Source organism: Bradyrhizobium macuxiense (assembly GCF_001542415.1).
In the GTDB taxonomy this organism is placed as follows: Bacteria; Pseudomonadota; Alphaproteobacteria; order Rhizobiales; family Xanthobacteraceae; genus Bradyrhizobium; species Bradyrhizobium macuxiense.
On sequence record NZ_LNCU01000022.1, the window covers coordinates 99260 to 112567 of the forward strand.

Consider the following 13308-nt stretch of genomic DNA (forward strand, 5'->3'; position numbering starts at 1 on the left):
CGGCATTGCCGTTCTTCCGCCAGATCGTATTGTGCCGTCCGACCGCCGGGTTTAAGACAATTCCGCTTCACCGAAGGGAGAATTAGCATGACGATCAAGGTTGGCGACAAGCTGCCGGAAGCCAAGTTTCGTGTGATGACCGCGGAAGGACCGCAGGTCAAAACCACCGACGACATTTTCAAGGGCAAGAAGGTTGCGCTGTTCGCGGTACCCGGCGCCTATACCGGCACCTGCCACAAGATGCATCTGCCGAGCATCTTCCTCAACGCCTACGCCATAAAGAACAAGGGTGTCGACACCATCGCGATCGTCTCGGTCAACGATGCCTTCGTGATGAATGCCTGGAAGCGCGACACCGACCAGCGCGACGAAGCCACCTTCCTCGCCGACGGCAATGCCGACTTCACCAAGGCGATCGGCATGGAGCTCGACGCCTCCGGCAACGGCCTCGGCATCCGCTCCAAGCGCTACTCGATGCTGGTCGAGGACGGCGTCGTGAAGAAGTTCAACCTCGAGCCCGCACCGGGCAAGGTCGAAGTCTCCGGCGGCGATACGCTGCTCGGGCAGCTCTAAGCTGGTGCCGCAGGCACACTGTCATCACCCGGCTCGACCGGGCGACCCAGTACGCCGCGGCCTCACCTTTTCAAAACCACTTTCTCAGGAATACTGGATCGCCCGCCCGCGCGGGCGATGACCGTTTTGGCGCGGCGAGCGTTTCTTCCCTTCTCCCCTTGTGGGAGACCTTCCAACGTAAAAAGCGTTGAGAGATCAATGGCTCGGCGGGTCAGTATCCGCCGAGTGTCAGGAAGAGCTGCCGCACACCCGGAGACGCTCGGGTGCGAAGCAGCATAGTGAGCGCGAAAATTGTTAGCAAGCTGAGCCGCTATCTGTACTAGCAGGGCGCCGAGTGAGACAAAATCGTCGGAGAGCTGCTTGCTTGGCCCTCGATGATTTTTCATAGCAACTTTTTTACCCGCGATCCCAAGGAGGCTCCATCTGCGGTGCGAGGGGCCGGGTTTACCTTTGTAAAGCGGCCGGGCGAATACGGCCTTGCATCAGGGGAGCAATACCGACCGCACCGAACGCGTGCCGAGGTTTTAAATGACGAGGTGTGGCCGACCGGCGAGATCATGATCGATGCCTCAAGCCACGATGCAGCCCTCCGAGCCTTCAACCTGTTTCTCGCTTCCGTTGTAGTGATGAGCGGTGGCGATGCTTTTTTCCTGCCACAGCCATTCGAAATCGAGAGACTTCGGGAAGAAGGCTCCAAAGAGCGGGCAGAGTTCTCGACACTCAGAGAAGGATTGATGCGGGCTTGTGTTCTTGCGGGGCGCGCAAGCAGACGCCGATCGATAAGCTACGCCGTGCACAAGTTGCGCCTCAGCTATGGCCTAGCGAGCCCGCCGATTGTCGATCTTGACCCCTCAATGGGAGGCCCAAAAAGGTTCTTGGTTGGACGTGATGCGATGGAGCACGTCTATAGCGCCAATGCAGTCGCGCTAGCCTACTCCGTCATCGAAGAGTTGGGCTTTGAAGTGAGGGTTAGACAGAACGAGGCGAGCAGGATGCCGGATGGCACTTGGAACGCCAGAGTGCGTGCCGACCTTGAAGCTCGATTGCGCAATGGCGGGATTGACATCACCGAAACGCACGTTTGGTCGCTGAGAGGCCGACCGACCCGGATTGAATTGGCTAAGCGACCACCCNCCCGCCGCAGTAAGGAAGCCGAAGTGGTCGCGAGGAACGGTGCGAGATGTCGAACTGAGCTTGATCGACGGCATCGCGATGGCGAGTTGGCTTAGGAGCAAGGTCAGCACGCATCGGTTTAGCGATAAAGTTCGGAGCCTGACTGCTTACGACATTCACAATGTGCAGTCTCTTGCGAGACACCTACTTTTGGGACGTTGCGGGTTGTGGCGGAAGACGCAGTGAGCGTGACAGGCTAGGAACGGGTCAACATGGCAACTCAAAAGAAAAGCGAGAGCTTCTCGCCAAACGACCATCCCAGAGCTCTCCAAGAGGAGCGTCGCCGAATTCGGCTCTTGTATTCGCTAGGCGATTTCCAGCTTGCCTTGAGTGCCTGCGATTTCCTTTACGAGTGCGATCCGCAGGGACAATATAGTAAAATTGAACTGCGGCGGTTTCGCTGTTTTGAAACTACGCTGGTCATTGCATACGGCAGGCCCTTCTCGCAGTCCGAGGGCGGCGTTCCGCCCTTGACCTTAAAAATGGCGAAGGCTCAGTTGACTGAGCCGCAGCAAGCACTGCATCGGCGTCTTATTCGGATGCGCAACAAAATCATCGCCCACTCGGATCGAGAGATGATGCGAATGACTGCTAAAACCTTTGATGTGCCGCTGGATGACGATGAAGAGAACGGGCCAAAATTTGTTCTTATTCACTCTGTGTTTGATGAAGGCATTACCCTGCTAGGCGATCTTCTGATCGATACCAATGAGCTACTCCGTAAACTCTATCATTCCATCTACAAGACGCTCTCTGACCAAGCCCAAATTGATCCGAGCTTGTTCAATATGAGGCTAGATCACGACCATCACAAGAAAGATTAACGGCACCGCCCGACATGTGTAATCTCTATTCGATCACCACCAATCAATCCGCGATGATCAACCTGTTCCGCGTGGTCAATCGCTACGTCGGCAACCTGGCCCCGATGCCCGGCGTCTTTCCGGACTATCCGGCGCCGGTCGTTCGCAATACGGACGCCGGAAGCGAGATGGTGTTGATGCGGTGGGGCATGCCACCTCCACCGCGCACCGGAGGCCCGCCAGTCACGAACATCCGCAACACGTCGTCACCACATTGGCGCGGCTGGCTCAAGCCCGAGAACCGCTGCTTGGTCCCCGCCAACAGCTTTGCCGAATATGCGCCCGAGCCGAACCCCGGGACCAAGAAAAAGGATGTCGTCTGGTTCGCGCTGAATGAGGACCGGCCGCTTTTCGCGTTCGCGGGCATCTGGACCGAGTTCAAGGGCGACCGTGGCACCAAGTCCAAGCCGATCCCGGGGCCGCATCTCGTCTACGGCTTCCTGACGACGGCGCCGAACGCGATCGTCGAGCCGATCCATCCCAAGGCCATGCCGGTGATCCTGACCACCGATGAAGAACGCGATGTCTGGATGCGCGCGCAGTGGGTGGAGGCCAACGCGTTGCAGCGCCCATTGCCGGATGACGCGCTCAGGATCGTGTTACGAGGGGCAGACAAAGAGGATAGGGTCGCGGCGTAATCCGGCCAAACCAGCCAGTATCAGTGCGAGAGAACTTACGCAGGGGTTGACCCGACGCGGCGGTCCGTGTTGATGCAACTAATGCGATACCGTTGTCAGGTGAGCCGGGGGCCAGCCGAAGTGACACCCGATGAATTTATTCGAAAGTGGAAAAGCGCCGAACTGAACGAGCGGGCGGCGGCTCAATCCCATTTCATTGATCTGTGCCGGATGCTGGACGAACCGGCGCCGACGGATGTCGATCCGAAAGGCGAATGGTACGCCTTTGAGCGTGGCGCGACCAAGACCACAGGCGGCGAGGGCTGGGCCGACGTCTGGAAGCGCGACCATTTCGGCTGGGAGTACAAGGGAAAGCGGAAGGACCTCAAGGCTGCCTTTGCGCAGCTGCAACAATATGCCCTAGCGCTCGAAAATCCGCCGCTGCTGGTCGTCTGCGACATGGATCGGTTCGAAATCCATACCAACTGGACCAATAGCGTTTCGGCGGTTCACGAATTTGGCCTCGACGATCTGCGCGACGCCAACGTCCGGCAAAAACTCAAGTCGGTCTTCTCCGACCCTGAGAGGCTCAAACCCGGCAAGACCCGCCAGGCGCTCACCGAAGAGGCGGCGGCCGAATTCGCTAAACTCGCACAGCGCCTGCGTGATCGAGGCCGCCCCGCCGAGACTGTTGCCCATTTCATCAATCGACTAGTCTTCTGCATGTTCGCCGAAGACGTCGATCTTCTACCGAACAAAATGTTCAAGCGGATGCTGGAACATGCCTCCTCGCGGCCAGACGAATTCCAGTCACTTGCGAGCGACCTTTTTAAGGCGATGCAGTCCGGAGGACGGGTCGGCTTTGAGCATGTAGCATGGTTCAACGGCGGCCTTTTCAACGATGACACGGCTCTGCCACTAGACAAAGACGACATCGCGCTAACGCTGGTCGCGGCGAACTTGGATTGGGCGGAAATCGACCCATCCATTCTCGGCACGCTGTTTGAACGCGGCCTTGATCCGGACAAGCGGTCGCAGTTGGGTGCCCACTACACGGATCGAGATAAGATCATGATGATCGTCGATCCTGTGATTGTGCGTCCGTGGCTGGCAGAGTGGGAAACAGCAAAGGCGGAAATAGCAAAGTCAGTAGAGAAATCTCGCTCCGCGAAATCGGCAAGCGCGCGCACGAAAGCACACGATCAAGCCGTTGCTGAATATCGCTCCTTCTTGAATAAGCTTCGCGCATTTAGAGTTCTCGACCCAGCATGTGGGTCGGGCAACTTCCTCTATCTCGCGCTTCTTGCGCTCAAGGATATCGAACATCGCGTCAGCATAGAAGCTGAGGCGATGGGTCTCCAACGAGAGTTCTCGCAGGTCGGCCCGGCCGCCGTCAAAGGGATTGAAATCAACCCCTACGCCGCGGAGTTGGCGCGCGTTTCCGTGTGGATTGGCGAAATTCAATGGATGCGGCGGAACGGTTTCGGGGTCTCTGACCGACCGATATTGAAGCCTCTCGATCATATCGAGTGTCGCGATGCAGTGTTGAACGAAGATGGCAGCGAAGCGACGTGGCCGGACGCTGACGCAATCGTCGGCAACCCGCCGTTTCTCGGCGACAAGGCGATGTTGAGTGTACTTGGCACGGCTTATGTTGACAAACTACGTTCAAAGTTCGCCGGTCGCGTGCCGGGCGGGGTCGATCTAGTTGTGTACTGGTTCGAAAAAGCTAGGGCGGCGGTCGAAGCCGGCTTATCCAAATCGGCCGGGCTCGTGTCCACACAGGCTATTCGCCGCGGCTCGAATAGGTCCGTGCTGGACAAGATTTCAGCAGGCGCAACTATCTTCGACGCCTGGGCTGACGAGCCATGGGTGGTGGACGGAGCGGCTGTTCGCGTTTCGCTCGTCTGTTTCGCCAGAGAGATAGATAATCCTCGTCAGTATCGGTTGGATGGCAAACGGGTCACCTCAATCCATGCCGATCTCACCGGGGATACTGTCGATCTGACGAAAGCTCTGCCCCTGCCTGAAAACGTCGGTTGGTGCTTCCAAGGACCGGTAAAGGTGGGGCCATTTGATGTTCCGGGCGACACGGCAAGAAACTGGCTACAGTTGCCGCGAAACCCAAATGGGCGATCTAACTCCGACGTCGTTCGTCCGTGGCTGAATGGACAAGACGTGACAAGGCGATCATCTGACCGCTGGATTGTTGACTTCGCTGACATGCCTGAGAAGGACGCAGCGGTATACGAAGCACCGTTCGAGTACGTTCGACGGAACGTGAAACCGTTGAGGGATAAAAACAATCGCGAGCGCCGCCGAATTTTCTGGTGGCAGCATGGAGAAACTGTTCCCGGTTTGCGCAAGAAAACGATCGGGCTGAAGCGTTTGATCGCCACGCCTCGTGTTTCGAAGCATCGCATTTTTGTCTGGGTGTCATTGAAGGTGCTGCCCGATAGCCGGATAAACATAGTGGTTCGCGACGATGATGCCACCTTCGGCATTTTACATAGTCGTTTCCACGAGGCTTGGTCGCTTCGACTTGGTGGTTGGCATGGCGTCGGCAACGACCCGCAGTATACGCCAAGCACAGGGTTTGAGACATTTCCGTTCCCGGTTGGACTTGCACCGAATATCCCTGCTGCGGCTTCCGCAAATGATCCCCGCGCGAAAAAGATCGCTGAGGCTGCCGACCAATTGCATAAGTTGCGCGAGAATTGGCTAAATCCCGCCGACTTAGTCCGACGCGAGCCAGAGGTCGTCGCTGGCTTTCCCGACCGCTTCGTTCCGATAAACGAAGATGCAGAACGCGCGCTCAAGAAGCGCACGCTCACCAACCTGTACAACGAACGACCGACCTGGCTGGCGAACGCCCATGCCGAGCTGGATGCCGCCGTCGCCGCCGCGTACAATTGGCCGACCGACATTTCGGAAGAAGATGCGCTTGCGCGGCTGTTTGCGCTCAATCAGGAGAGGGCCGCGGGATCGGCGCCGGGTGAGCTTCTAGCCGAAACCGCACCAACGGAATAGTCATGGCAACTACCATCGACCCGGGCACTTTGATCTTGATCGCAGATGCCATCAAGAGCGCTGTCGAGAGCGCCTTAGAAGCGAACTCGATCGAAGCAGCTAAAGCGCCTCTTGAGACCGTCAAGGCATTCAATGAACAGTTGCTGAAACTCGCTGTCGCTGCGCAGCACGAGATCGACCGTGGCAACGCAGCCGATACCTCGAGCGATTGAGGCCGCGCACCGCGCGCGCCCCAGCCAACCACGTTGAAGGCCCGATACCTATTGCGCCTGCGCCACCCGCTCTCCGATATGCCGGAGCCAGCCGATTACCTCATCTCCCGGATCACATTCAGCGAGACGCGCGCGGGACATCTTGGTAACCGCCGCTGTATTGAGCAACGACTTTGCCTGCCCGGTTTTTTTGTTGCATTTCTTTGGAGCATCGGCGGGCCAAGGTGCATCTGCTGTTGCTGCGTGCGCTGCCTGCGCAACAAGCGTGGGAACGTCGTCGAAGTCGGTAAACGGCGCTCCAAAGGTGACGGTAATGTTTGCGTCTTGGTAGGCTTCCAGAATGGCCTCCTGATGGAGAAAATTCTCCATTTCGCGCTTACTGGTCGTGACGGCGGAACAGCCGTCACGCGCATTCACTTCGGAGGCAAATGTATCGTACTTCCCGGGCTGCGGCGGTGGGTTGTCGCGGTCATAGATGTGGAACTCGGGCCTGTTCAGGGGATGAAGTCGCGACGTCCAAAGCGCTAGATTGTTGCCCCCGAACGGGAAGAAGATGAGTTCACCGGAAATCTCAAGCGCATCAATATCCGGCACATCCACTCCGTCGGCCCTGAGCACTTTGCTCATGCCCTTGAGGAAGGAGATGTCGTGCTTTCCTTCAACCCCCACGAACAATTTGACGGAATGATCCGGCAAGACGCCCAGCGAATGTGCGATCCGAGCGTTTGTGTCAGGCCCACCGGCAGCAACCGTCCGAGTGCCGTTCTCATGGGCCTCAATAAAGCGTAGGCACGTGTCAGGAAGCGCCCGAGCGAGCATCGGCGTGTGAGTGGTTACAATTACCTGCCGCCCGGCGGTCGCAGACAAATCAGAGAGCGCAGACATCAACATGCGCTGATTTCGCGGATGCTGGCCCGTCTCGGGCTCTTCAATCGCATAAATGACCGAGCCCGCCTGCCTCTCAATCGCCGCCTTCTCGGCCTTCGCCCTAAAGAAGTTCAGGAGCACAAGGCGCTTGACCCCACTCCCTCTCTTGTTGAGGGGAATTCCTTCGTCACCCGTGATGCTGGTTTGGAATAGGCTGTCCCACTTCTTGGTCGTTACAACGGGATTAAGGGTTTGTGCGACGGATGCATCCATCTCCTTGATCTTTTCGACGGTCGCCTCCGCGATCCTTCGGACCTCGGCTTCGACGTGGGCTTGGATCTTGGCTAAATCCTGCTCGACAGCCTTTAACGCGTCGCGAATGGCCGCCTTTAGTGGATCCTGCGCCTCCGCGTCTTGGTCGGTACTCGCTCTGTCAGATTTGAACAGGGCGAACGCTGGAAGGTAAGGAGCGAGAGCGGTCCAAACCTGCTTCCCGCCTTCCTTCTCCAAGGAAACAGGCACGAGGTCCAATTTTAGCGCCTGCGTGCCGCCCCAAATTGCAGCTCGGATCGGCGCATTTGCTTGTTTGTTTACATCGGAGAGGTCGATCCCGAGTTCAGTGGCGCGTGCGACAAGGTCAGCTTTTTTTAGCTGTAGTAAGTCGTTCACTCCGCTTCCAGTGGGATGCACGGCGACAGCTTCCACGGAGGTAAGCTTGGGGGTCGCGAGCGAGCCGTCGAAGGTCTTACGGACTTCGAGCCGCCGGTCGAGATTAACGAGATACTCGGCTTCCAGACTGGTTTCGTAGTCGGCATCCAAGATGATCTTCTCGGGAAGATCGTCGAACTCGCAAGTGATCCGCACGGCCTTGCGATCGCCTGAAAGGCAGGCATCGTCCTTGTCGGGCTTGGCCTCCTCGAAGAAGATCGCGAGACTATCCATGATGGTGGATTTTCCAACATCGTTTCGGCCCACGATCGCGGTGATGTCATCGAACTCGATGCAAACTTCGTCTTTGAAGCAGCGAAAATTCTCTAGCTTGAGCTTGGTCAGCCTCATGGAGCCCCCCGGCCTTGAAGCAGAGCGCATACCACATAGGGTTGCGCGTTGTCCTTACTGCTCGGGACCGGACACCCCGATCTCCACAGGATCATTTCAGCTTTTGAAAGGTACTTTGGGCCGAACGACATGGCGCGGGATCGCGGCACCGCCCGCCATCGGCATATCTGGTACCCGCCTTTCCCGGTTTTGCTGCGTCCACTAATATCGCGAATTCTGAGGGATAGGTCGGTGAGCGATCTCGAACGGACATGGCGCTTATGGAAGTCGCTTTCGCGGCCGGACCGCGCCCGATTTCTCGTCATGCTGAGGGCAGCCTACAGCGACGAGCGCGAGCGACGGACGACTGGCCTCGCCGCAGGCTCTGGCGTGAGGATATCGCGGCTTGCCGATCTGTCGCTAAGCGAGGCGGACCTTCAACGGCCCCGACTGTAGGAAGCCCCCCGGCGCGTTTATCGGATCGGAGTGCTAAGGTCCGGGCGGCTTGCGTAATTCGCGGTAATCAGGGTCTGCGGCCCGGGAAACCACAGGATGGGCGGCGGCGGATGGCACGTCACCCGCCGCCGCTCTCACGCGCCGCCGCCATGCTCGATCGAAACGGAGCGGCGCATCTCGCGAACTATTGGCCGGTCGCGCTGACCCACGCGATCCCGAGGACCGCGCGCGGATCGCAATCGACCCGGTAGTCGATCGTGATGCCGTCGTCCTGCGCGGCCTCGATCAGCGCGCATTCCTCGCGCTCGGTAGCCAGCACGTCAGCGAGGATTTGCGCCTCGGCCTTCTGCCGCTGCTCTCGGGTCAGCGCCGCCTTATCGTCCGCGACCTCATCGATCTCGCGATCCAGAGCCGCGGTCAGCGTATCCCGGTGCAGCCACGCCACCAGCGCCAACGCATCCCGCACCTCGGCGAAGCCGATCGCGCTCGGATCAACATTGGCGATCGGCACCTGATACGTCGTGGTCGCGAACGCGATGTCCTCGCCATGATCGATGGCATGATGCGCGATCGGGCGCCCGGCCTCTGCCAGTTGATCGATCTGCTTCCGCATCCGCTCTTTCGCGAGGCCGCTCGGCCAGGGCGCCGCGCGGACCCGTGCCAGATCGGCCTGCAACTCGCGCGCGCGACGCCGAAGGCGTTCGAGTGCGTCGATGACCGTCTCGCCCTTCTTCAAGTTCGGCTCGATGGCCGGACGCATGACGATCGCGGCGCCGTTCGGCTTCGTCCGGATGCAGGTCTCACAATTAGTGACCACCGCGCTGAGATTATTCCAGCGGGAGCCGTTCAAGTCACGCCGCTGCGTCCGGCGCACAAGCTCGGCGGTCTTCTGGTCCAGACGCCGCTGCTCGTGGAGCACGCGAACGTCATCATCGGGCAGGTCGGGGCCGCCTTGCCCGCGCGGCATCTGCAATTCGCGGAGCCGGTCCCGGTGGCGCTGGATGTCGAGATGCAGGCTTTGCCATTCCTCATGGTCGGATCGGGCCAAAAGCGCAGCGTCGTCGCGCTGCTGGCGCAGTTCACGCAAACGCTCTGCGGCGGACGGCGGCAGCGCATCGATCACGTCGCCGATATTCGCGATCAGCATTCCGGGCAACGGACCCGTCACCGGAGCGGCCCCCACGGGCGTCTCCATTTCATTCCGGATCGCAGGCCGATCGGTGCCTAAGCCGTAATTCTGAAACTGATTGATGCGCGCCATGATGCCCTCGCTTGATCGCGGAAGCGATGAAAGCACATCCCGCTTGCAATGAAATCGGGTAGCTCGTTGCAAACTTCACTCAAACATTGCGCGAAAGGATTGTAGTGATCTGACGGGCTTTTAGTGCACGGGGGTACGCCTTGAAAATCGCCCAGAGCAGTTGGCGACGCGCATCGCGATGTGGACATACGGCTTGAGACCGTGCTGTTTGCCAACTGCTGCTCTCGTAGCGGCTCATTTCCCGCTCGATGCGTTCCGCCTGCGCGTTACGGCTCAGGCCGGGACAGAACCGACCTGCAAATTCGCGGATCAGACTATGTCGTCGCTCGTGCCCGGCTCGCGTTTCCAGCGACCGCTGGCCCGGTCTGGTCCGCAACGCCTCGCGCAGGGCGGCGACATCGTCCAGCGAGAGCGAGTTGAGATTAATCCGGACCGGCGCGGTCATGATTTCCTCGGGGCCGCTTTGCGCCAGTCGCGCCAGTGCCAGTCCCTTTTAATAAAGGGACTGGCGCAACTGGCGCACTGGCGCAGGCAGCGGCTCTTTACGGCCATCGGGTGCGCCAGTCGTGCGCCAGTTCGGCGCCAGTTGCGAAACGGACGGCTATTCGTCATCGGGATCGTCGCTCGCCGGTCCTGCGGACGGATCGGGCCTTTTGAAGCGGCCAGGGATAATGAAGCTGCGGTCCTTGCGGTCTTCGTCCTTGCGCTGCTCGACCTCCAGTACCTTATTTTCCAGCCATTTCTTGATGATCGCTTGGAGCGACACGAGGTCTTTAGCGTCCGTGTCCCCGTCGTGCGTGACCTTCAATCCGAGTTGCTTTGCAAGCGCATAGCCGAACCAGTTCGGCGAGCGCCGATCGGCGCGATATGCGCCAGTCCGCGCCAGTGTCCGCGCCAGTTCCATGTCGGCGGTGGTGACGTATTTGAAGGGGTCCGGCGGGGCCCACGGACTGGCGCACGCGACAAGGTCGCCGTTGAGCAGATCTTCAACCACGAGCCGCATCCAAGTCGCCTTGCCGAGCGGTCCCATATTGGCCTTGCCGTTGCTGATCCGGATGTGCAGGCGGCGCTCGTCCCCGGATATCCCGAGCTTCGCGGCCTCGTCTGGCGTCATGAAGTTGAGCACCCGGGCGGACCGTACCGCCCAGAGCACTGAGGATGCGCCGCGCATGTCCTCAACGGTGGTTTCGGACTGGCCAGGCTTTGGCTTCCCGGGATGATGAAACAGCTCGCCCGCCGAGTTGGTCCGACCGGCAATCGAGCCGAAGCCCTCCTTGATCACCATGTCCATGTGCTCATTGAAGCTCTCGCCGACGCTGTGGAACGAGATCAGCGGATCAACCATGAACACGTCGATGCTGTTCTGGCGGATGAAGTTCTCCATGTATTTGACGACGCCGTGATCGATCACCGGCATGCCAAGGATCAGCTTGGCGATCCGCAGCGGGCTATTGCGGACAGACTGGACATAGAGACGACCGCCTAAGTCCGCTTGCGCGATCTGGTAATGCTGGCAAGTCGCGGCGAGGCGCCGATCGAGTTCGTCCTGATCTTCTTCACCATTGCAGAACCAAACCCGCAGCTTTCCCGCCGGGAGGGCCTGCTTGGTTGCGAGGTCGAAGCCGACCGCCATGCTCACGGCCTCGTAGACCGCGCGCGTGGTTTTGGCGCGACCGCCCGCACCGATCGTGGCGCCGATGGTACCGCGAATGTAGTGCCCCTCGTACAAGCTCTGCCGTTTCGGAATGGTCGCCGGATCGCGCCACCACGGGACCGGCGGCTCGCGGTTTTGCACTTTCGTGGGATCGCCGCCGCCATTCGCACCAGCCTTGGAGTGCTTAAAGCGGGTGAATTGGACCTTGGCCGCGAGGTGTTCTTCCGGCCCTTTCATGGCGCGACCTCGCGCATCGCGTCGTCGAAATCGTCGCCAGTCAGCGGGTCGGCGAGGATCACCTCGCGCCCGGCATCGATCCATCGGTCAGCGCAATCCTGCGCCGCCTCGGCGTTGGCGCCGTCGTCGTTCCGCTCGCCAAGGATCGTGAGGCTCTCGATGCTGGGCAGCACTGGAAATGCACGAATGCCGCCCTTGCTACCGGCGGCCCAAACAGGCCGAAGCCCTCGGATGTATGCGGCAAGGCACGTCTCGAAGCCCTCGCCGATGATAAGGCCGGTGGTGACGTCCTCGTCGGCGCTGATCTTGATCGCCGCGCCAGCGGCGGGGCCGAGCTTCTTGCGCGTGATCTTGCTCCCATCCCCGGCCAGGAACGTCCGCTCGATGGCCTGCGGCTGATCCGTGTGGATATTGCGCAGCAACGTCACCATGCCGGGAGCGCGCTGGCCGACGAGGGACAGCGCCGGATGGAAGCGAACGACCGTGCCGCAAATCTCAGCGGGCAGGATCAGGTGGCTTCGCCGGGACGGAAAATAACGCCGATCGATCATCGTGCCGCGCGGGTCATCACTCTTTTGCCAAATGGCGAAAGCCCACTCCTGCATTGCGTGCTGATCGCTATCGTCGGTGGACGAAGGGCGCGGCGCGCTGGTGCGCTCGGCGGCGCCACGACTGCCGCCGTGCCACTCGCAATGATGGCAGTAGAAAACAAAGCCGTCGGCGTCGGACTTCACCGAAAGACACTTCTCGGACTTCTTCTTGCGCTGATCGCTGCAACACGGGCAGCGGAACACTCGCGAGCCGAAGAACTGGCCGGGATGAGCGCCAACGCGCGCCAGCATGGCGAGAACTGTTTCGACTTGCGACGCAAACTGGTCGGGCATATTTTGCCCTCGGACTATTGTTGAAACTGTTTCGGCCCGGCGCAAGCCGGGCCGTTTTCTTGTCGTTAGGAATTTGCCTTCTCGCGTGCCTCGGCCCAATCGGCGGCCGCCTTCAAAGAAATCCGGACGGCTCGGCCGATGCGCATCTCTCGCGGGCCCAAGCCAGCATCGCGCATCTTGAAGTAAAAGCGCTCTGAGATGTCGTGCGCTTCACAGAACTTCGGGATTGTGTAGGCCGCTAGAGGCGTCGCCGGTGCGGGCGCCTTTTCGCTGGCGGGCATAGCTATGATCCTCCATGCAATGCGAAGCAGGAAGGGAATTTTCGCACGCTTGCTCAGGCTGTCAACGTAAACCGCACGCGCGTTCAAAACTGAAGAACACAACGGCGTATCACCGTGGATGACGGCAAACGCTGGCGGCTAGGAACGAATAGATGCGAAGAA

12 protein-coding genes are annotated in these 13308 nt (G+C 59.7%); 6 read left to right on the top strand and 6 right to left on the bottom strand.

Translation table 11 applies throughout. The features are described 5' to 3' along the window. Positions 1 to 87: 87 nt before the first annotated feature. From AS156_RS05225 to AS156_RS05250, 6 genes are all read left to right on the top strand, one after another. Positions 88 to 573, top strand: a complete 486-nt coding sequence (locus AS156_RS05225; protein ID WP_066500916.1) for a peroxiredoxin — start codon at positions 88 to 90, stop codon at positions 571 to 573. Between the two features lie 374 nt (positions 574 to 947). Further along, the coding region (locus AS156_RS05230; protein ID WP_210184210.1) for a hypothetical protein at positions 948 to 1706 on the top strand (759 nt) is incomplete at its 3' end. Positions 1707 to 1958: 252 nt separating this feature from the next. Then, entirely contained in the window at positions 1959 to 2570 is a 612-nt protein-coding gene (locus AS156_RS05235) for a hypothetical protein (protein ID WP_066500918.1), read from the top strand. A gap of 14 nt (positions 2571 to 2584) precedes the next feature. Then, entirely contained in the window at positions 2585 to 3247 is a 663-nt protein-coding gene (locus AS156_RS05240) for an SOS response-associated peptidase (RefSeq protein WP_066500920.1), read from the top strand. A gap of 120 nt (positions 3248 to 3367) precedes the next feature. Then, positions 3368 to 6256 carry a class I SAM-dependent DNA methyltransferase gene (locus AS156_RS05245; protein WP_066501014.1) on the top strand — a complete coding sequence of 963 codons (2889 nt, stop codon included), beginning with the start codon at positions 3368 to 3370 and terminating at the stop codon, positions 6254 to 6256. Between the two features lie 2 nt (positions 6257 to 6258). Further along, a complete protein-coding gene (locus AS156_RS05250) occupies positions 6259 to 6468 on the top strand; it encodes a hypothetical protein (RefSeq protein WP_066500922.1) in 210 nt (69 codons plus the stop codon). 48 nt (positions 6469 to 6516) lie between these two features. Here the strand turns inward: AS156_RS05250 and AS156_RS05255 are convergent, their stop codons facing one another. The 6 genes from AS156_RS05255 to AS156_RS05275 all read right to left on the bottom strand — a co-directional run bounded on the left by AS156_RS05255 (position 6517) and on the right by AS156_RS05275 (position 13146). Next, the gene (locus tag AS156_RS05255; protein WP_066500924.1) at positions 6517 to 8394 is read right to left on the bottom strand and encodes an ATP-binding protein; all 1878 of its coding nucleotides are present in this window, start codon (positions 8392 to 8394) and stop codon (positions 6517 to 6519) included. A gap of 619 nt (positions 8395 to 9013) precedes the next feature. Then, positions 9014 to 9952: a hypothetical protein gene (locus tag AS156_RS05260; protein ID WP_136626025.1), complete on the bottom strand. Its 939-nt coding sequence runs from the start codon at positions 9950 to 9952 to the stop codon at positions 9014 to 9016. 217 nt (positions 9953 to 10169) lie between these two features. Further along, a complete protein-coding gene (locus AS156_RS41770; RefSeq protein WP_136626026.1) occupies positions 10170 to 10535 on the bottom strand; it encodes a hypothetical protein in 366 nt (121 codons plus the stop codon). A gap of 156 nt (positions 10536 to 10691) precedes the next feature. Next, positions 10692 to 11981, bottom strand: a complete 1290-nt coding sequence (locus AS156_RS05265) for an AAA family ATPase (protein WP_066500928.1) — start codon at positions 11979 to 11981, stop codon at positions 10692 to 10694. Further along, complete coding sequence (locus AS156_RS05270; protein WP_066500929.1) at positions 11978 to 12865, bottom strand: toprim domain-containing protein; 888 nt, start codon at positions 12863 to 12865, stop codon at positions 11978 to 11980. The genes AS156_RS05265 and AS156_RS05270 overlap by 4 nt, the downstream gene beginning before the upstream one ends. A gap of 65 nt (positions 12866 to 12930) precedes the next feature. After that, positions 12931 to 13146: a hypothetical protein gene (locus AS156_RS05275; protein WP_066501018.1), complete on the bottom strand. Its 216-nt coding sequence runs from the start codon at positions 13144 to 13146 to the stop codon at positions 12931 to 12933. Positions 13147 to 13308 lie beyond the last annotated feature (162 nt).

Bases quoted from the DNA above. Each gene is read 5' to 3' on its own strand.
- AS156_RS05225 (WP_066500916.1), top strand. From the start codon at position 88: ATGACGATCAAGGTTGGCGACAAGCTGCCGGAAGCCAAGTTTCGTGTG.
- AS156_RS05235 (WP_066500918.1), top strand. From the start codon at position 1,959: ATGGCAACTCAAAAGAAAAGCGAGAGCTTCTCGCCAAACGACCATCCC.
- AS156_RS05240 (WP_066500920.1), top strand. From the start codon at position 2,585: ATGTGTAATCTCTATTCGATCACCACCAATCAATCCGCGATGATCAAC.
- AS156_RS05250 (WP_066500922.1), top strand. From the start codon at position 6,259: ATGGCAACTACCATCGACCCGGGCACTTTGATCTTGATCGCAGATGCC.
- AS156_RS05255 (WP_066500924.1), bottom strand. From the start codon at position 8,394: ATGAGGCTGACCAAGCTCAAGCTAGAGAATTTTCGCTGCTTCAAAGAC.
- AS156_RS41770 (WP_136626026.1), bottom strand. From the start codon at position 10,535: ATGACCGCGCCGGTCCGGATTAATCTCAACTCGCTCTCGCTGGACGAT.
- AS156_RS05265 (WP_066500928.1), bottom strand. From the start codon at position 11,981: ATGAAAGGGCCGGAAGAACACCTCGCGGCCAAGGTCCAATTCACCCGC.
- AS156_RS05270 (WP_066500929.1), bottom strand. From the start codon at position 12,865: ATGCCCGACCAGTTTGCGTCGCAAGTCGAAACAGTTCTCGCCATGCTG.
- AS156_RS05275 (WP_066501018.1), bottom strand. From the start codon at position 13,146: ATGCCCGCCAGCGAAAAGGCGCCCGCACCGGCGACGCCTCTAGCGGCC.